Source organism: Anaerovorax odorimutans (assembly GCF_024459955.1).
Taxonomy (GTDB): domain Bacteria; phylum Bacillota; class Clostridia; order Peptostreptococcales; family Anaerovoracaceae; genus Hominibacterium; species Hominibacterium odorimutans_A.
Genome location: NZ_JANFXK010000001.1, coordinates 358,726 through 374,207, shown reverse-complemented (window position 1 = coordinate 374,207; position 15,482 = coordinate 358,726). Strand labels below are relative to the sequence as shown.

The 15,482-nt window shown below is 46.1% G+C and carries 29 protein-coding genes; 28 read left to right on the top strand and 1 reads right to left on the bottom strand.

The genetic code is table 11. The features are described 5' to 3' along the window. Positions 1-8 precede the first annotated feature (8 nt). Positions 9-821: a PhzF family phenazine biosynthesis protein gene (locus NE619_RS01685; protein ID WP_256130616.1), complete on the top strand. Its 813-nt coding sequence runs from the start codon at positions 9-11 to the stop codon at positions 819-821. A gap of 31 nt (positions 822-852) precedes the next feature. On the opposite strand, the gene NE619_RS01680 is transcribed toward NE619_RS01685, so the two are convergent. Then, on the bottom strand, positions 853-1,734 hold the full coding sequence (locus NE619_RS01680) for a hypothetical protein (protein WP_256130615.1): 882 nt from the start codon (positions 1,732-1,734) through the stop codon (positions 853-855). A gap of 530 nt (positions 1,735-2,264) precedes the next feature. Here NE619_RS01680 and rpsJ point away from each other — a divergent pair. The 27 genes from rpsJ (at position 2,265) to rpsM (ending at position 15,470) form a co-directional block, all read left to right on the top strand. After that, entirely contained in the window at positions 2,265-2,576 is a 312-nt protein-coding gene (gene rpsJ, locus NE619_RS01675; protein ID WP_256130614.1) for a 30S ribosomal protein S10, read from the top strand. Positions 2,577-2,737: 161 nt separating this feature from the next. Further along, positions 2,738-3,373, top strand: a complete 636-nt coding sequence (rplC, locus tag NE619_RS01670; RefSeq protein WP_256130613.1) for a 50S ribosomal protein L3 — start codon at positions 2,738-2,740, stop codon at positions 3,371-3,373. A 25-nt stretch (positions 3,374-3,398) separates the two neighbouring features. Then, a complete protein-coding gene (gene rplD, locus NE619_RS01665; protein ID WP_256130612.1) occupies positions 3,399-4,022 on the top strand; it encodes a 50S ribosomal protein L4 in 624 nt (207 codons plus the stop codon). After that, the gene (rplW, locus tag NE619_RS01660; RefSeq protein ID WP_256130611.1) at positions 4,022-4,312 is read left to right on the top strand and encodes a 50S ribosomal protein L23; all 291 of its coding nucleotides are present in this window, start codon (positions 4,022-4,024) and stop codon (positions 4,310-4,312) included. Before rplD ends, rplW begins: the two co-directional genes overlap by 1 nt. A 15-nt stretch (positions 4,313-4,327) precedes the next feature. Continuing rightward, positions 4,328-5,161 (top strand): 50S ribosomal protein L2, encoded by an 834-nt coding sequence (rplB, locus tag NE619_RS01655; RefSeq protein ID WP_256130610.1) that lies wholly within the window; start codon positions 4,328-4,330, stop codon positions 5,159-5,161. Between the two features lie 17 nt (positions 5,162-5,178). Then, positions 5,179-5,457, top strand: coding sequence for a 30S ribosomal protein S19 (rpsS, locus tag NE619_RS01650; RefSeq protein ID WP_256130609.1), 279 nt, complete (start codon positions 5,179-5,181; stop codon positions 5,455-5,457). A gap of 19 nt (positions 5,458-5,476) precedes the next feature. Beyond that, the gene (gene rplV / locus NE619_RS01645) at positions 5,477-5,809 is read left to right on the top strand and encodes a 50S ribosomal protein L22 (RefSeq protein WP_148396179.1); all 333 of its coding nucleotides are present in this window, start codon (positions 5,477-5,479) and stop codon (positions 5,807-5,809) included. Between the two features lie 17 nt (positions 5,810-5,826). Then, entirely contained in the window at positions 5,827-6,735 is a 909-nt protein-coding gene (gene rpsC / locus NE619_RS01640) for a 30S ribosomal protein S3 (RefSeq protein ID WP_256130608.1), read from the top strand. Positions 6,736-6,758: 23 nt separating this feature from the next. Continuing rightward, on the top strand, positions 6,759-7,190 hold the full coding sequence (gene rplP / locus NE619_RS01635; protein WP_148396181.1) for a 50S ribosomal protein L16: 432 nt from the start codon (positions 6,759-6,761) through the stop codon (positions 7,188-7,190). Further along, the gene (gene rpmC, locus NE619_RS01630) at positions 7,190-7,393 is read left to right on the top strand and encodes a 50S ribosomal protein L29 (RefSeq protein WP_148396182.1); all 204 of its coding nucleotides are present in this window, start codon (positions 7,190-7,192) and stop codon (positions 7,391-7,393) included. The genes rplP and rpmC overlap by 1 nt, the downstream gene beginning before the upstream one ends. A gap of 18 nt (positions 7,394-7,411) precedes the next feature. Continuing rightward, positions 7,412-7,672: a 30S ribosomal protein S17 gene (gene rpsQ / locus NE619_RS01625; RefSeq protein WP_148396183.1), complete on the top strand. Its 261-nt coding sequence runs from the start codon at positions 7,412-7,414 to the stop codon at positions 7,670-7,672. Positions 7,673-7,684: 12 nt separating this feature from the next. After that, positions 7,685-8,053 (top strand): 50S ribosomal protein L14, encoded by a 369-nt coding sequence (gene rplN / locus NE619_RS01620; RefSeq protein WP_256130607.1) that lies wholly within the window; start codon positions 7,685-7,687, stop codon positions 8,051-8,053. Between the two features lie 11 nt (positions 8,054-8,064). Beyond that, entirely contained in the window at positions 8,065-8,370 is a 306-nt protein-coding gene (gene rplX, locus NE619_RS01615) for a 50S ribosomal protein L24 (protein ID WP_256130606.1), read from the top strand. Positions 8,371-8,387: 17 nt separating this feature from the next. Next, positions 8,388-8,930: a 50S ribosomal protein L5 gene (gene rplE / locus NE619_RS01610; RefSeq protein WP_256130604.1), complete on the top strand. Its 543-nt coding sequence runs from the start codon at positions 8,388-8,390 to the stop codon at positions 8,928-8,930. Between the two features lie 12 nt (positions 8,931-8,942). Then, positions 8,943-9,128 carry a type Z 30S ribosomal protein S14 gene (locus NE619_RS01605; RefSeq protein ID WP_148396187.1) on the top strand — a complete coding sequence of 62 codons (186 nt, stop codon included), beginning with the start codon at positions 8,943-8,945 and terminating at the stop codon, positions 9,126-9,128. Positions 9,129-9,191: 63 nt separating this feature from the next. Next, entirely contained in the window at positions 9,192-9,590 is a 399-nt protein-coding gene (rpsH, locus tag NE619_RS01600) for a 30S ribosomal protein S8 (RefSeq protein ID WP_256130603.1), read from the top strand. Positions 9,591-9,600: 10 nt separating this feature from the next. Continuing rightward, a complete protein-coding gene (gene rplF / locus NE619_RS01595; protein ID WP_256130602.1) occupies positions 9,601-10,143 on the top strand; it encodes a 50S ribosomal protein L6 in 543 nt (180 codons plus the stop codon). Between the two features lie 18 nt (positions 10,144-10,161). After that, the gene (gene rplR / locus NE619_RS01590; protein WP_256130601.1) at positions 10,162-10,524 is read left to right on the top strand and encodes a 50S ribosomal protein L18; all 363 of its coding nucleotides are present in this window, start codon (positions 10,162-10,164) and stop codon (positions 10,522-10,524) included. A gap of 16 nt (positions 10,525-10,540) precedes the next feature. Then, positions 10,541-11,044, top strand: a complete 504-nt coding sequence (gene rpsE / locus NE619_RS01585) for a 30S ribosomal protein S5 (RefSeq protein ID WP_256130600.1) — start codon at positions 10,541-10,543, stop codon at positions 11,042-11,044. A gap of 12 nt (positions 11,045-11,056) precedes the next feature. Then, positions 11,057-11,239 (top strand): 50S ribosomal protein L30, encoded by a 183-nt coding sequence (gene rpmD, locus NE619_RS01580; protein ID WP_256130599.1) that lies wholly within the window; start codon positions 11,057-11,059, stop codon positions 11,237-11,239. An 18-nt stretch (positions 11,240-11,257) separates the two neighbouring features. Beyond that, positions 11,258-11,698, top strand: coding sequence for a 50S ribosomal protein L15 (gene rplO, locus NE619_RS01575; RefSeq protein ID WP_256130597.1), 441 nt, complete (start codon positions 11,258-11,260; stop codon positions 11,696-11,698). A gap of 7 nt (positions 11,699-11,705) precedes the next feature. Beyond that, on the top strand, positions 11,706-12,983 hold the full coding sequence (gene secY / locus NE619_RS01570) for a preprotein translocase subunit SecY (RefSeq protein ID WP_256130736.1): 1,278 nt from the start codon (positions 11,706-11,708) through the stop codon (positions 12,981-12,983). Between the two features lie 12 nt (positions 12,984-12,995). Continuing rightward, the gene (locus tag NE619_RS01565; RefSeq protein ID WP_256130596.1) at positions 12,996-13,640 is read left to right on the top strand and encodes an adenylate kinase; all 645 of its coding nucleotides are present in this window, start codon (positions 12,996-12,998) and stop codon (positions 13,638-13,640) included. Between the two features lie 2 nt (positions 13,641-13,642). Further along, entirely contained in the window at positions 13,643-14,389 is a 747-nt protein-coding gene (gene map, locus NE619_RS01560; protein ID WP_256130595.1) for a type I methionyl aminopeptidase, read from the top strand. A gap of 16 nt (positions 14,390-14,405) precedes the next feature. After that, complete coding sequence (gene infA, locus NE619_RS01555; RefSeq protein ID WP_148396196.1) at positions 14,406-14,627, top strand: translation initiation factor IF-1; 222 nt, start codon at positions 14,406-14,408, stop codon at positions 14,625-14,627. Positions 14,628-14,653: 26 nt separating this feature from the next. Beyond that, positions 14,654-14,767: a 50S ribosomal protein L36 gene (rpmJ, locus tag NE619_RS01550; RefSeq protein WP_147592648.1), complete on the top strand. Its 114-nt coding sequence runs from the start codon at positions 14,654-14,656 to the stop codon at positions 14,765-14,767. A 334-nt stretch (positions 14,768-15,101) separates the two neighbouring features. Further along, complete coding sequence (gene rpsM / locus NE619_RS01545) at positions 15,102-15,470, top strand: 30S ribosomal protein S13 (protein WP_256130593.1); 369 nt, start codon at positions 15,102-15,104, stop codon at positions 15,468-15,470. Positions 15,471-15,482: the final 12 nt, after the last annotated feature.

Here is a 15,482-nt window from a genome sequence, read left to right as displayed (position 1 = left end):
GCAGAAAAATGAAAATAAACTACTATATTGTCGACGTCTTTACCAAAGAGAGGTTTGGAGGAAATCCTGCGGCGGTCTGCCTTTTAGACGAAGCTATTCCTACAGAGCTGCAGCAGAAAATAGCGGCTGAGATAAATTTGTCGGAAACTGCCTTTGTTCTGAAAAATGGTAATGCCTATGATCTGCGGTGGTTTACGCCGAAAGTAGAGGTGGAGCTGTGCGGCCATGCTACCTTGGCCTGCGGATATGTTTTGTACGAGCAGGAGGAAATCGAGTCGGAAGCAATTCGCTTTAATACTTTGTCCGGAGTGCTGTCAGTTGCCAGGGAGTACGGCCGCTACTGGCTGACGCTGCCCAAGAGAAAACCAGAGCCAAGCAGGCATTACCGGTCTTTTGATCGGGCCTTTGGAACAGATCGGTTTCAAACGCTCAAAGCCAGCGATTTCCTACTGGTTTTCGATTCGCCGGAAGAAGTGATTAATTTAGAACCAGATTTTGAGAAACTTAAACTGGTGAAAGAGGAGGCAGGGGTGCCTGATGATGTGTTTGGTGTAATTGTAACTGCCAAAGGGGATGGCTTTGGCTGTGATTTTGTTTCGAGATTTTTTGCCCCTAACGCAGGGATTAATGAGGACCCGGTTACTGGCCGGGCTCACAGCAGCCTTGTGCCTTATTGGTCAGAAATATTAAAGAAAAAGCAAATGACGGCAAAACAGATGTCAGCCAGACGGGGAGACATTGCCTGCATCAACAATGACGATGAGACGGTAAGCCTGGGTGCGGAGATTCAGATCTTTTCCCAGGGCGTAATTGAAATTTAAACTTATTCGGGGGCTGTAACAGCCCCTGAAATTATTCCTGGTTTTCGTCCTCGTACGGCTCATCGCTTAAGTCTTCCAAATCTTCCTGCGTCAGACCGGTCAAATCTTCGATTTCTTTGGCAGAGAAGCCTTGAAGCCGCATTTTCTTTGCGATTGCCTTTGCGCCCTGCACAAGGCCGTCTGCCTTGCCCCGCGCATAGCCGTCCTCTTCCCGGATTGCTTCGCATTCTTCCCGGGTAAGAGCCTCAAACAAAAAACTCATAATATCACCACCGTTCTTCTTCAGGAAATCGGTCAACACTCCCTGTCTGATACAGAGATCGATCGCATCCCGGATGGCAGATTCAAGGTGATTTTTTTCTTCCCAGTTTTTCCGCACCAGGTAGATAAACTGACTGTACTGAGCCAGTGTCCGGCAGCGGGCCAAAAGCTCAGCTCCCTGCTCGTAATTGACATTGATGACCTTGACTACTGCTTCTAAGGATAGTTTACCACATTTTTCGATAAATGCATCAGAAAGTTTCAGCTCCTGTTCCAGGGGCGCAGGCGCTTTTCCATTATAGAAAACGTACAATTCCGGTGTGGGGATTTTGACCAGCTTCTTACTGTAGATGGCCTCCGAAAAGTAGAGACGTTCATATTCTCTGGCGATATAAACAAGCATCCGCAGGGGCATATTAAAACTGATGCTCGATTGATGTTCGATGAGAATAATCAGCCGGTCATCAATAATAAAAGCCAGATCGTTTTTTATGTCTCCGAAGATCGCGTCTTCCAGTGTGACGATTCGAACTTTGGTGCCTTTTGGATAATGACTGCCGGATAACGCGTTGTATAATTCCAGAAGCTTTTCTTCATTATTGAACAGAGTACGGAACGTGCCGTCTTTATAAGAACGTTTTGCTTTACCCATGAGAGGCCTCCTTTAGCAGGTGATGGAAATATATTACAGTAATTTTATTACATTTTTACGGCGATGTCAATATATTTACGTCAAGATACACGAAATATAGTGGATATACATTGAGATTTCAATATTTATCCACTAAATTCAAGTAAGCGAGAAACACACGGAAGCGTGTACAGAATGAGGGCTTTCAATCAATTGAAAATGCGGCGTTTGGCCTGTCCAAAAAAATTAAAAAACATCTCAATTTTTTTGCCAAAAACTCTTGCAATTTCCAGTGGGGTGGTATATACTACAAAAGCTTGTGTAAGGCGATGAAGTAGGAAGTTACCTTGCTATAGGATAATTTCTACGGAGAATTGTCCCCACCGGATGGGGGCGAAGGGATTCGCCGGCTTTTTGCTTTGTGTAAAAAACTAGGAAACACACGGAGCCGTGTACTTGACAAGCGAGATCCCGTACACACGTTGAAAAGCGGGCATCAGAACCCCTTGTACGAGCATAGCGAAAACAGTACAAAAATTTAGGAGGATGAAATGAGCGAATTACAGAAAATCAGAATTAAGCTTAAAGCTTATGACCACGCACTGCTTGACCAGAGCGCGGCGAAGATCGTTGAAACAGCCAAGAAGACTGGCGCAGAAGTTTCAGGACCGATTCCGCTGCCGACGGAAAAAGAAGTTGTTACAATCTTGAGGGCGGTTCACAAATACAAGGACTCCAGAGAACAGTTCGAACAGAGAACGCACAAGAGACTGATCGACATCACCAGCGCGACACCGAGGACTACGGACGCTTTAACAAAGCTGGATCTGCCTGCTGGCGTGGATATCGAAATCAAGCTGTAAAACTCGGAGCCGAGATGATCATTTATCCGGCGCAAACCGAAACAAAAGTGTAAGGGAACTCCCCTTAGTAAGATTGCATGAGAGGGAAGGGCGAAGTTAAGAGTTGCAGACAGCCATGATCCAAACCAGAGCAATCCGCTGTAAGAATTAGGAGGAAAAATATGAAAGCGATTTTAGGAAAGAAAGTCGGAATGACTCAGATCTTTACTGACGCAGGCGAAGTGATCCCTGTAACAGTGATCGAGGCAGGTCCGGAAACAGTAACACAGGTCAAAACAGTTGAAAACGACGGCTATGCCGCGGCTCAGGTGGCTTTCGAAGACACGAAGGCTCACAGAGTGAACAAGCCGATGACAGGCCATTTTGAAAAAGCGGGCGTTTCCGTAAAGAAGCACCTGGCGGAGTTCAGAATTGAAGACGGCGAAGCTTACGAAGTAGGACAGGTCATCACAGTTGCTGACTTCGAAGAAGGAAAAAAACTGGACATCACAGGAACTTCCAAAGGTAAGGGAACTCAGGGCGAGATCAAGAGACACGGACACCACAGAGGCCCGATGACCCACGGTTCCAAGCACAAGAGACTGCCGGGCGGTAAGGCCGGCGCATCCTATCCGGGAAGAGTTTTCAAAGGAAACAAAGAGTCCGGTAGAATGGGACGCGACACTGTGACCGTACAGAATGTCGTTTTAGTAAAAGTTATTGAAGACAGAAACCTGATGCTGGTAAAAGGTGCTGTACCGGGAAACAAAGGTGGCCTGGTCCGCATTCAGTACGCAGTAAAGGGTGAGGACAAATAGAAGACTTCAGGAAGGAGGAAGTAAAATGGCAAAAGTAACTATGCTTAACATGACTGGAGCAGAAGCCGGAACCATCGAACTGAACGATGAAATCTTCGGAATCGAGCCTAACCAGAATGCAGTACACGCTGTAGTAAAAAATTACTTGGCGAACCAGAGACAGGGTACACAGTCCGCAAAGACAAGAGCCGAAGTAAGAGGCGGCGGCAGAAAGCCTTTCAGACAGAAGGGTACGGGACGCCACAGACAGGGAAGCACGACAGACCCATCTCAGGTAGGCGGCGGAGTAGTATTCGCACCAAAGCCAAGAAGTTACAGATATACATTGCCTAAGAAGCTGAGAAGACTGGCAATGAAATCCGCGCTTTCCTCAAAGGTAGAGGAAAAGGAAATCATCGTTTTAGACGAGCTGAAATTCGATGCTCCTAAAACAAAGGAAATGGTAAAAGTTCTGGAAAACATCAAAGCTGGCAAAAAAGCGCTGATCGTTATGGCTGAAAAAGACGAAAACGTAATTCGTTCCGCAGCCAACATTCCGGGAGTCAGAACAGAACTGGTATCTACAATGAACGTGTATGAGATCATCAATCACCCAAGCTTCATTGTTACCAAAGATGCGATTAACAAGATTGAGGAGGTGTACTCATAATGAAAACGCCTTACGATGTAATTTTAAAACCTGTCATCTCCGAAAAAAGTATGGAAGATGCTCAGAATAAAAAATACACATTCAAGGTTGCAGTTGATGCGAACAAGACACAGGTCAAGCACGCTGTAGAAGAAATCTTCGATGTGGAAGTTAAAAAAGTAAACATTATGAACGTTGTTGGCAAGCAGAAAAGAATGGGAAGAAACGTAGGTATGACTGCCGCTAGTAAAAAGGCAATCGTTACTCTGACAGATAAGAGTAAAGAAATCGAATTCTTCCAGAGCTTATAATAGGAGGTAGAAAGAATGGCGATTAAAAAATACAATCCGACTACTCCTGGTCTGAGAGGAATGACGGTTTCGGCTTTCGAAGAAATCACAAAGACCACCCCAGAGAAATCCCTTACGGTAACGCTGAAAAAGCACGCTGGCAGAAACGTCAGAGGTAAGATCACCGTAAGACACAGAGGCGGCGGTTACAGACCAAAATACAGAATCATCGATTTCAAAAGAAATAAAGATGGTGTTCCGGGAACAGTTGCGGCGATCGAATACGATCCCAACAGAAGCGCGAACATCGCGCTGATCAACTACGCGGACGGCGAAAAGAGATATATCCTTGCTCCTGAAAAGCTGATGGTCGGCGATATCATCGAATCCGGCACAGAGGCCGATATCAAAGTAGGCAACGCTCTTCCGCTGGCAAACATTCCAGTAGGTACCGTGATCCACAACATCGAGCTCAAGCCTGGCAAAGGCGGCCAGATGGTAAGATCCGCAGGTAACGGAGCGCAGCTCATGGCTAAAGAAGGAAAAGAAGCACAGGTAAGACTTCCTTCCGGCGAAGTGAGAAAAGTAAGAATGGAATGCAGAGCTACCATCGGAGAAGTTGGCAACGGAGACCACGCCAACATTCAGATCGGTAAAGCGGGAAGAAAAAGACACATGGGCATCAGACCTACCGTTAGAGGTTCCGTAATGAACCCGAACGATCACCCACACGGCGGTGGTGAAGGTAAGGCCGGAATTGGTCGTGTAAGTCCGGTTACACCTTGGGGTAAGCCTGCGCTTGGATACAAAACAAGAAAGAAGAACAAGGCTTCCGACAAGTATATCGTTAAGAGAAGAAATGAAAAATAAGGAAGGAGCATAGATTAATGGGTAGATCACTGAAAAAAGGCCCTTTCGTCGATCGAAAGCTGCTTGCGGCAATTGAAACTATGAACGCAGCCAACGAAAAGAAAGTTGTTAAAACATGGTCAAGACCATCCACAATATTCCCGCAGATGGTGGGACATACAATCGCAGTGCATGATGGAAGAAAGCACGTACCTGTATATATCACTGAGGATATGGTAGGACACAGACTTGGAGAATTCGCTCCAACCAGAACTTACAGGGGTCACGCTGCAGACAAGTCATCAAAAGTAAAGTAAGAAAAGGAGAACATGAAAAATGGAAGCAAAAGCAATTGCAAAATACGTAAGAATGTCTCCGATCAAGCTTAAACCTGTTGCAGATCTTGTAAGAGGAAAAGACATTAATGAGGCACTTACTATATTGAAGTTCACACCGGGTAAAGGTGCTGAAATCGTAGAGAAGGTTGTTCAGTCCGCTCTGGCTAACGCTGACGTTAAGGAAATGGACACAGACAACTTATATGTAGCGGAAGTTTATGCCAACCAGGGACCGACTATGAAAAGATGGAGAGCTGGATCACAGGGCAGAGCATCGATCATCTTAAAGAGAAGCAGTCATGTCGGCGTCACTTTAAGAGAAAAGAATTAAGATAGGAGGTTCATTTAATGGGTCAGAAAGTAAGTCCACATGGATTGAGAGTGGGCATCATCAAAGACTGGGATTCCAAATGGTATGCTGACAAAGGAAACTTTGCCGACTACCTGATCGAAGATAATAAAGTAAGAGAATTCGTAAAGAAAAAGCTCTATGTAGCAGGCGTTTCCAAGATTCTGCTGGAACGTCAGGCTGACAACAAACTGAAAGTCATCGTACTGACCGCTAAGCCGGGTATGGTCATCGGAAGATCCGGAAACGGCATCGACGAACTGAAAAGCGATCTGGAAAAGATGACAGGAAAGACTATTTCCATCGAGATCAAAGAAGTAAGAAGATCCGAGCTGGATGCGCAGCTGACAGCTGAAAGCATCGCACAGGCGCTGGAAAGAAGAATTTCCTTCAGAAGAGCTATGAAGCAGGCCATCGGCAGAACCATGAAAGCCGGAGCAAAAGGTATCAAGGTACTGGTTTCCGGAAGACTGGGCGGAGCTGAAATCGCCAGAAACGAAAAGTACAGCGAAGGAAACGTTCCTCTCCACACGCTGAGAGCTGATATTGACTACGGTTTCGCGGAAGCGGATACCACTTACGGCAAGATCGGCGTTAAAGTTTGGATCAACCACGGCGAGATCCTCGACAAGGGACTCAAGAGCGCGGTCCGCGACGAAGGAAACGGCAGAAGAGACGGCAAGCGGGGCAGAAGAGACGGCGACAGAAGACCGAGAAGAGATAACGACAACAGAAGAAGAAACGACAGAAGAAGAGACGACAAACCGGAGCTTCCAAAGGCAGTAAATCCTAGAAAGAGAAAAGCTCCGAAGGAAGAACCGGCAAAAGCAGCCGAAGCTCAGACAGCTGAGGCGCAGACCACTGAAGCACAGGTTGATGCGGCACCAGAAGCACCAACTGAAGAATAGACAGCAGAGAGGAGGAAACGCTGATGTTAATGCCAAAGCGCGTTAAACGCAGAAGAGTCCACAGAGGTAGAATGAAGGGCGTTGCTACCAAGGGTAACAAAGTTACTTACGGTGATTACGGTCTGGTGGCTACCGAATGCGGATGGATTACTTCAAATCAGATCGAGGCAGCCAGAATTGCCATGACAAGATCGGTAAAAAGAGGTGGTAAGGTTTACATTAAAATCTTCCCGCATAAGTCAGTAACAAAGAAACCTGCAGAAGTACGTATGGGTTCCGGTAAAGGTGCTCCTGAGTACTGGGTAGCAGTTGTAAAACCAGGCAGAGTTATGTTTGAAATCGAAGGTGTAACCGAGGCCCAGGCAAGAGAGGCTATGCGTCTTGCATCTCACAAGCTGCCTGTTAAATGTAAATTTGCCATCAAAGAAATGGAAGCAAAGGGTGGTGAAGCATAATGGAACTGAAGAAGATGAGAGAAATGTCAGAAGTGGAACTCAATGCTGAACTGGTAAAGATGAAGAAGGATTTATTCAATCTCAGATTCCAGCACGTTACCGGACAGCTTGAAAACCCGATTAAAATGAGAGATACAAAGAAAGACATCGCCAGAGTCAAGACGATCATCAGAGAAAAACAGCTTGAAAAGGCTCAGGGCTAATAGAAAGGAGGATGTAATATGACAGTTGAAAGAAACCTCAGAAAAACAAGAGTTGGCGTTGTTGTAAGCGACAAAATGGATAAGACTGTTGTCGTTGCGCTGGAAGACTTCGTAAGACATTCCCTTTATGGTAAAGCTGTAAAGAGAACCAAAAAAGTCAAGGCTCACGATGAAAACAACGAATGCAACATTGGTGATAAAGTTAGAATTATGGAAACAAGACCTCTGTCCAAAGACAAGAGATGGAGACTTGTTAATATCGTAGAGAAAGTTAAATAAGGAGGCACCAGAATGATTCAGACAGAAACAAGACTGAAAGTCGCTGACAACTCCGGTGCAAAAGAACTTCTGTGTATCCGTATCCTGGGCGGAACAAGCCGTCAGTATGCGAACATCGGAGACGTGATCGTTTGCGCAGTTAAGGATGCAACACCGGGCGGCGTTGTTAAAAAAGGCGACGTTGTAAAGGCAGTTGTAGTAAGATCGAAAAAAGGTGCCAGAAGAGTTGACGGCAGCTATGTAAAATTCGACCAGAACGCAGCTGTAATTTTGAAGGATGATATGACACCGGTCGGCACTCGTATCTTCGGACCAGTAGCCAGAGAGCTGAGAGAGAAAAACTTCATGAAGATAGTGTCGCTGGCACCGGAAGTATTATAGGAGGCGAGCGGATGCGAATTAAGAAAGACGATACAGTAATTGTACTTACTGGAAAAGATAAAGGTAAGACCGGCAAAGTGCTGAAAGCTATGCCGAAAGAAGGCAAAGTGATCGTAGAAGGCGTCAACATGCAGACAAAGCATCAGAAGCAGACGCAAAAAGAGCCTGCTGAGATCAAGCATCAGGAAGGTCCGCTGGACGTTTCCAACGTTATGTACTACGACACAAAAGCTAAGACAGCCACCAAAATCGGCTACAAGATGGAAGGCGACAAGAAAGTCAGAGTAGCCAAGAAGACCGGAGAGGTAATCGATTAAGAAAGGAGGAGACGATTTTGACAGCCAGATTAAAAGAAAACTATGACAACAATGTGTTCAAAGCATTGATGGAAAAATTCTCATATAAGAATGCAATGGAAGTTCCAAAGCTGGAAAAAGTGACGATCAACATGGGTCTTGGCGAAGCCAAAGACAATGCGAAAATCATGGAAAGCGCAGTAGAAGAACTGGCACTGATTACTGGTCAGAGACCTGTAGTTACCAAGGCAAAGAAATCAATCGCCAATTTTAAGGTAAGACAGGGTATGCCTGTAGGAGCGAAAGTCACTTTAAGAGGAGAGAACATGTATACGTTTGTTGATAAATTCTTCAACATCGCTCTTCCTAGAGTAAGAGACTTCAAGGGCGTCAGCAAGAATTCCTTTGACGGAAGAGGAAACTATTCCATGGGAATTAAAGAGCAGCTGATCTTCCCGGAAATCAACTACGATAAGGTTGACATGGTCAAAGGCATGAACATTGTATTCACTACAACGGCTAAAACAGATGAAGAAGCGGCAGCTCTGCTGGAACTTCTCGGAATGCCGTTCGAGAAATAATAGGAGGGAAACATGGCAAAGACATCTCTCAAAATAAAACAGCAAAGAAAACCGAAGTATTCAACACGCGCATATACAAGATGCAGAATCTGCGGAAGACCGCATTCCGTTCTGAAAAAGTATGGAATATGCCGTATCTGTTTTAGAGAGCTTGCTTACAAGGGGGAAATCCCCGGCGTGAAAAAAGCGAGCTGGTAAAAAGTTAACATTGCCAGAACTGCCCGGTGGGGCAAAGCTGGTCAAGAAAGGAGAAATACTGTAATGACAATGACAGATCCAATAGCAGACATGCTGACAAGAATCAGAAATGCCAATACTGTAGGTCATGACACGGTTGATATTCCGGCTTCAAAGATGAAGAAATCCATCGCGGGAATTTTAACGGAAGAAGGCTACATTAAAGGATTTGACGTTATAGACGACAACAAACAGGGCGTTATCCGTGTTCAGATGAAATATGGTCCTGACAAAGAAAGAGTTATCACTGGGATCAAAAAGATCTCTAAGCCAGGCCTGAAGGTTTATGCCAAGGCAAGCGATGTTCCAAAAGTTCTCGGCGGACTGGGAATCGCGATCATCTCCACTTCCAACGGAGTTATCAGCGATAAAGAAGCCAGAAAATTGGGCGTTGGCGGCGAAGTAGTTTGTTATGTTTGGTAGGAGGTAGACAATGTCAAGAATAGGTATCAAACCTGTTGATCTTCCTGCTGGCGTTGAGGTTAAGGTTGACGGTAATAACGCAGTTACTGTTAAAGGACCGAAAGGCGAACTTACAGAGCAGATCAGCAAGTTGTTAAAAGTAGAAATTAAAGATAACACAGTTACAGTTTCCAGAGAATCCGACGCAAAAGCTTACAGAGAGCAGCACGGACTGGCAAGATCATTGATTCAAAATATGGTGACCGGAGTTACCGAAGGATACGAAAAGAAACTGGAACTGGTCGGCGTTGGATATAAGGCGGAAAAGAAGGGCAAGAAACTGGTCCTGAGCCTTGGATATTCACACCCGGTAGAACTGGAAGATCCCGAAGGGATCACTACGGAAGCACCTTCCAATACGGAAATCACCGTAAAGGGAATTGATAAAGCTGCCGTAGGCAACTATGCTGCGAATATCCGCGCATGGAGAAAACCGGAGCCTTACAAGGGCAAAGGTATCCGCTATGTCGGCGAGCATATCCGCAGAAAAGAAGGTAAAACCGGAGCAAAATAAGGAAAGGAGTGAAATAAGATGGCAAACAGCAGAAATGATAAGCGTGTCGCAAGACACAAGAGAGTTAGAAAAGACCTTTATGGAACTCCTGAGAAGCCTAGACTTTGCGTTTACAGAAGCAATAAGAACATTTCCGTTCAGATTATTGACGACGTAAATGGAGTTACCCTCGCTTCCGCTTCCTCACTGGATAAGGAGCTGAAAGGCCAGATCGAATATGGCGGCAACAAAGACGCAGCCAAAAAGGTCGGAGAAGCTATTGCTAAGAGAGCGCTGGATAAGGGCATCGAAACCGTTGCTTTTGACAGAGGCGGATTCCTCTATCACGGACGTGTAAAGGAACTGGCTGACGGTGCTCGCGAAGCTGGACTGAAATTCTAACAGGAGGTAATAAGGAATGCGAAATACTATCGATGCTTCCAAGCTAGACTTAAACGAAACTATCGTCAGCATCAGACGTGTAGCCAAGACAGTTAAGGGCGGTAGAAACATGAGATTCAGCGTAACCGTAGTAGTTGGCGACGGCGAAGGTCACGTAGGCGTTGGTCTCGGAAAAGCTCAGGAAATTCCTGAAGCAGTGAGAAAAGCAACGGAAGACGCAAAGAAAAGACTGATCGAGGTTCCAACTGTAGGAACAACGATTCCACACAGAATTCTGGGAGTGTTTGGAGCAGGCAGAGTACAGCTGATGCCGGCTGCCGAAGGTACCGGAGTTATCGCGGGTTCATCCGTACGTACGGTTTTAGAAGCTGCGGGAGTAAAGGATATCAGAGCTAAGTCCATTGGCTCAAACAATACTGCGAACATGGCTTACGCAACCATCGAAGGCCTGAGAAACCTGATGACTGTAGAAAAGGTTTCCCGCCTGAGAGGCAAGAGCAAAGAAGAAATCTTAGGATAAGGAGGAAGAACAATGGCTAAAATGATTAAAGTCACTTTAACAAAAAGCACGATTGGCGCTTCCCCAAAGCAGAAAAAAGTAGTAGAAGCGTTAGGACTAAAAAAGATGCACCAGTCAGTTGAACTTGTTGACTCTCCGGTAGCCTGGGGTTCCATCAACAAGGTAAAGCATCTTTTGACTGTAGAAGAGCTATAGGATTGGAGGTGCAAATAGATGAAACTGCATGAATTACAAGCTGTCCCGGGCGCAACAAAGGCGCCCAAGAGAAAGGGCCGCGGTACTGCTACCGGACAGGGTAAAACTGCCGGAAGAGGTATGAACGGCCAGAACTCCAGAAGCGGCGGCGGTACAAAGCCAGGATTTGAAGGCGGCCAGATGCCCCTTTACAGAAGAATTCCAAAGAGAGGATTCACCAATATCTGGGCAACAGAGTATACCATTTTAAACGTTGATGATTTAAACAGATTCGACGCGGGTACTGTTGTAACGCCGGCACTGCTTAAAGAAGTAGGGCTTGTTAAGCAGGTGAAGGACGGAATCAAAATTCTGGGGAATGGAACCCTGGAAAAGAACATTACGGTTCAGGCTCACAAGTTTAGCAAGACAGCGATCGAAAAAATAGAATCTGCCGGAGGAAAGGCAGAGGTGATTTAAAATGGAGATGTTCAAAACAATCGCCAAGGCCTGGAAAATCATAGATATCAGAAAGAAGATCATTTTTACTCTCCTGATGCTGGTGATTTTCCGTATTGGCTCCAATATCCCAGTGCCGGGCATCAATAGAACTTATTTAGCCCAGGCAATGAATACGGATGAGGGATTGTTTGCTCTGTTTAATCTATTTTCTGGTGGTGCTTTCAGTAACTTTACCATATTTGCTCTAAGTATCACCCCATACATCACGGCTTCCATCATACTGCAGCTTTTAACCATTGCCATCCCCAGGCTGGAACGTCTGGCCAAGGAGGGCACGGAAGGGCAGAAAAAGATTGCCCAGTACACCCGTTATCTGACGGTGGTGCTGGCGATCATCCAGGCCATCGGCATGTCCGTCGGCATGTTCCGGCAGGCGCTGATCAATACGGACTTCTTCTCCGTAGCGGTCATCGTGCTGGTTCTGACAGCGGGTACGGCTTTCCTTATGTGGCTGGGTGAGAAAATCAATGAAAGCGGTATCGGAAACGGTATTTCTCTGATTATTTTCGGAGGAATCATTGCCAGACTGCCCAGCGGCATCCACGAGATGTGGGTGAAATACACAGAAGGTACGATGACGTTCGTATCCTTGGCGCTGTTCGTAGTCTTCGCGGTGATCGTTATTATCGGAATCATCGAGATCCAGCAGGGTCAGAGAAGAATTCCGGTACAGTACGCCAAGCGCGTTGTAGGAAGAAAGATGTACGGCGGACAGTCAACGCACATTCCGCTGAAAGTAAACCAGGCGGGGGTTATCCCGGTAATCTTTGCCATGTCGTTTTTACAGTTCCCGCTGACCATCACCTATTTCATGTCAGCTGACAGTTCCGCGTCCATGTGGATCACCAAGTGGCTGTCGCCGCAGGGTTCACCGGGCGTATGGGTATATGCCGTATTCAATGTGATACTGATTTTATTCTTCACATATTTCTACACGGCGGTTACGTTCAACCCTATGGAAGTCGCTCAGAACATGAAGGCCAACGGCGGATTTATTCCGGGAATCAGACCGGGTAAGGCCACGGTTGAATATTTAAACAAAGTAATGACAAGAATCACTTTTGTAGGAGCTGTTTTCCTGGCTCTGGTGGCTGTAATGCCGACAATCGTCAGCCAGTACACGCATATGAACCTTCATTTCGGAGGTACGTCGCTGCTGATCGCGGTCGGTGTTGCCCTGGATACGATGAAACAGCTGGAAAATCAGATGGTCATGAGAAACTATCAAGGTTTCCTTAAGTAGGGAGGTTAAGAAATGAACTTAATTTTATTAGGCCCTCCGGGTGCCGGAAAAGGTACTCAGGCAGTAAGACTTGTAGAAAAATATGGAATTCCACAGATTTCTACCGGCGATATCTTCAGAGCTAATATCAAAAATGGTACGGAGCTTGGTAAGAAAGCCAAGGCATATATGGATAAGGGCGAACTGGTTCCCGATGATCTGGTGTGCGAAATCGCAACAACCAGATTGCTTGAGGACGACTGTAAAGACGGTTTTCTGCTGGACGGTTTCCCAAGAACGGTTTATCAGGCAGAGAAACTGGACGAATTCCTTGCAAAGCACGGTAAGAAAGTAGATAAAGTACTGGATATCGCGGTTGAAAAGGAAGAACTGATGGAACGGCTCATCAACAGGCGGGTATGCAAAGCCTGCGGTGCCACTTATAACGTGAAGAACATGCCTCCCGCAAAGGAAGGCGTTTGCGATAAATGCGGCGGCGAACTGATTCAGAGAGCCGATGATACAAAAGAAACTGTTGAAAACAGAATCGAAGTATATAATTCGCAGACAATGCCGCTGGTTGAATACTATGAGAAGGCCGGAAACATCGCTCATATCGACGGTGCGATCGGACTTGAAAACGTGTTTAACCACATTGTGAGCGTCCTGGGTGAATAAGTATGATCATCATCAAGTCAGAACAGGAAATAGACATAATGCGCGAATCCGGAAGGGTTACGGGGCTGGTACTCAAAGAATTGGAAAACTTTATAAAGCCGGGCATTTCAACGATGGATATTGACCGGTTTGTTGAAGACACGATCAGAAAAAATGGGATGACGCCGTCCTTCAAGGGACTGTACGGGTTCCCGGCGAGCGCCTGCGTCTCCATCAATGAGGAAGTGGTCCATGGGATTCCTTCGAAAAAGAGAAAGCTGAAAGAGGGCGATATCGTCAGTGTGGATGTGGGGTCAACCTACAAAGACTACGTCAGCGACGCGGCCAGGACATATCCTGTAGGCAAAATCGATCCGGAGGCACAGCGTCTGATCGATGTGACAAGAGACAGCTTTTTTGAAGGCCTGAAGTTCTGCAAGGTGGGATACAGGCTTTCGGATATCTCTCATGCCATCCAAATGAGGGCTGAGGGTGAAGGATACGGTGTGATTCGGGATTTTGTAGGCCACGGCGTAGGAAGAGATATGCACGAGGAGCCGCAGATTCCCAACTATGGGGCGCCGGGCAGGGGACCAAGACTTGCAAAAGGCATGGTTTTCGCCATTGAGCCCATGATCACACAGGGTGATTATGAAGTTGAGACGCTTCTCAACAATTGGACTGTAGTCACTCTGGACGGCAAGCTGTCCGCCCATTATGAAAATACTGTTGTTATTACTGATGGTGAGCCAGAGTTGCTTACATTGTAAAAAGAGAGGTGTTATTATGGCGAAGAAAGACGTCATTGAAGCAGAAGGTACGGTTGTAGACGCTCAGCCCAACGCAATGTTTGTAGTAAGGCTGGAGACCGGCCACGAAGTGCTTGCACACGTTTCAGGAAAAATCAGAATGAACTTTATCCGGATTCTTCCGGGAGATAAAGTAAAGGTTGAGCTTTCTCCTTATGATCTGACAAGAGGCAGAATCACCTGGAGAGGTAAAGCGTAAACAAGAAAGGTTAGGAGGAGTGCGAAATGAAAGTTAGAGCTTCCGTAAAACCGATCTGCGAAAAGTGCAAAGTAATCAAGCGTAAGGGGAAAGTAATGGTTATCTGTGAAAACCCTAAGCACAAGCAGAGACAAGGTTAAAAGCGCGAAAACATTTTACTCCGGCAAGGTCCTCGGCCGGCGCCGTATCGCTTGCGCGATACGCCGTCCTGCGGAGTTTGCCTTCGCAAAATGTTTTTGCTTGACAGGAGATTATTGACTTGAGGCGGGGCGAATGGACTTGGCATAGAGCTATTGCTCAAACCGGGTTCGCGGCTGCATGGCCTGCCGGAGTTGATGGTTTCTAAATAAAAAGTTATTTTAAATTGCAAGACGCAAAAGAACATCCCGTTTATATTACGGCCACTGAGCGCCTAGGGCCTTCGGCCTGGCGCAAGGTAGGTAGCGTGACGGAAGATGGGAATAGGAGGGAAATATGGCTCGTATAGCCGGTGTCGATTTACCAAGAGAAAAGAGAGTTGAAATTGGTTTGACATACATTTACGGTATTGGCAGACCGACAGCAAACGCAATTTTGGAAAAAGCCGGAGTAAACCCTGACACAAGAGTCAAGGATTTATCCGAGGATGAAGCTGGTAAGATCAGAAAGATCATTGACCAGGAGTATGCAGTAGAAGGTGACCTGAGAAGAGATGTTTCACTGAACATCAAGAGACTCATGGAAATCGGATGCTACAGAGGCATCAGACATAGAAGAGGTCTTCCGGTGAGAGGACAGAAAACAAAGACAAACGCCAGAACTCGTAAAGGTCCTAAAAAGACTGTAGGAAGAAAGAAAAAGTAAGGAGGTAGAACA

Bases quoted from the DNA above. Each gene is read 5' to 3' on its own strand.
- rpsH (WP_256130603.1), top strand. From the start codon at position 9,192: ATGACAATGACAGATCCAATAGCAGACATGCTGACAAGAATCAGAAAT.
- NE619_RS01685 (WP_256130616.1), top strand. From the start codon at position 9: ATGAAAATAAACTACTATATTGTCGACGTCTTTACCAAAGAGAGGTTT.
- rplX (WP_256130606.1), top strand. From the start codon at position 8,065: ATGCGAATTAAGAAAGACGATACAGTAATTGTACTTACTGGAAAAGAT.
- rpsQ (WP_148396183.1), top strand. From the start codon at position 7,412: ATGACAGTTGAAAGAAACCTCAGAAAAACAAGAGTTGGCGTTGTTGTA.
- rplN (WP_256130607.1), top strand. From the start codon at position 7,685: ATGATTCAGACAGAAACAAGACTGAAAGTCGCTGACAACTCCGGTGCA.
- secY (WP_256130736.1), top strand. From the start codon at position 11,706: ATGTTCAAAACAATCGCCAAGGCCTGGAAAATCATAGATATCAGAAAG.
- rplF (WP_256130602.1), top strand. From the start codon at position 9,601: ATGTCAAGAATAGGTATCAAACCTGTTGATCTTCCTGCTGGCGTTGAG.
- rpsM (WP_256130593.1), top strand. From the start codon at position 15,102: ATGGCTCGTATAGCCGGTGTCGATTTACCAAGAGAAAAGAGAGTTGAA.
- rplW (WP_256130611.1), top strand. From the start codon at position 4,022: ATGAAAACGCCTTACGATGTAATTTTAAAACCTGTCATCTCCGAAAAA.
- map (WP_256130595.1), top strand. From the start codon at position 13,643: ATGATCATCATCAAGTCAGAACAGGAAATAGACATAATGCGCGAATCC.
- rplR (WP_256130601.1), top strand. From the start codon at position 10,162: ATGGCAAACAGCAGAAATGATAAGCGTGTCGCAAGACACAAGAGAGTT.
- rplV (WP_148396179.1), top strand. From the start codon at position 5,477: ATGGAAGCAAAAGCAATTGCAAAATACGTAAGAATGTCTCCGATCAAG.
- infA (WP_148396196.1), top strand. From the start codon at position 14,406: ATGGCGAAGAAAGACGTCATTGAAGCAGAAGGTACGGTTGTAGACGCT.
- rpsJ (WP_256130614.1), top strand. From the start codon at position 2,265: ATGAGCGAATTACAGAAAATCAGAATTAAGCTTAAAGCTTATGACCAC.
- rplB (WP_256130610.1), top strand. From the start codon at position 4,328: ATGGCGATTAAAAAATACAATCCGACTACTCCTGGTCTGAGAGGAATG.
- rpmC (WP_148396182.1), top strand. From the start codon at position 7,190: ATGGAACTGAAGAAGATGAGAGAAATGTCAGAAGTGGAACTCAATGCT.
- NE619_RS01605 (WP_148396187.1), top strand. From the start codon at position 8,943: ATGGCAAAGACATCTCTCAAAATAAAACAGCAAAGAAAACCGAAGTAT.
- rpsS (WP_256130609.1), top strand. From the start codon at position 5,179: ATGGGTAGATCACTGAAAAAAGGCCCTTTCGTCGATCGAAAGCTGCTT.
- NE619_RS01565 (WP_256130596.1), top strand. From the start codon at position 12,996: ATGAACTTAATTTTATTAGGCCCTCCGGGTGCCGGAAAAGGTACTCAG.
- NE619_RS01680 (WP_256130615.1), bottom strand. From the start codon at position 1,734: ATGGGTAAAGCAAAACGTTCTTATAAAGACGGCACGTTCCGTACTCTG.
- rpmD (WP_256130599.1), top strand. From the start codon at position 11,057: ATGGCTAAAATGATTAAAGTCACTTTAACAAAAAGCACGATTGGCGCT.
- rpsC (WP_256130608.1), top strand. From the start codon at position 5,827: ATGGGTCAGAAAGTAAGTCCACATGGATTGAGAGTGGGCATCATCAAA.
- rplO (WP_256130597.1), top strand. From the start codon at position 11,258: ATGAAACTGCATGAATTACAAGCTGTCCCGGGCGCAACAAAGGCGCCC.
- rplD (WP_256130612.1), top strand. From the start codon at position 3,399: ATGGCAAAAGTAACTATGCTTAACATGACTGGAGCAGAAGCCGGAACC.
- rplC (WP_256130613.1), top strand. From the start codon at position 2,738: ATGAAAGCGATTTTAGGAAAGAAAGTCGGAATGACTCAGATCTTTACT.
- rpsE (WP_256130600.1), top strand. From the start codon at position 10,541: ATGCGAAATACTATCGATGCTTCCAAGCTAGACTTAAACGAAACTATC.
- rplP (WP_148396181.1), top strand. From the start codon at position 6,759: ATGTTAATGCCAAAGCGCGTTAAACGCAGAAGAGTCCACAGAGGTAGA.
- rpmJ (WP_147592648.1), top strand. From the start codon at position 14,654: ATGAAAGTTAGAGCTTCCGTAAAACCGATCTGCGAAAAGTGCAAAGTA.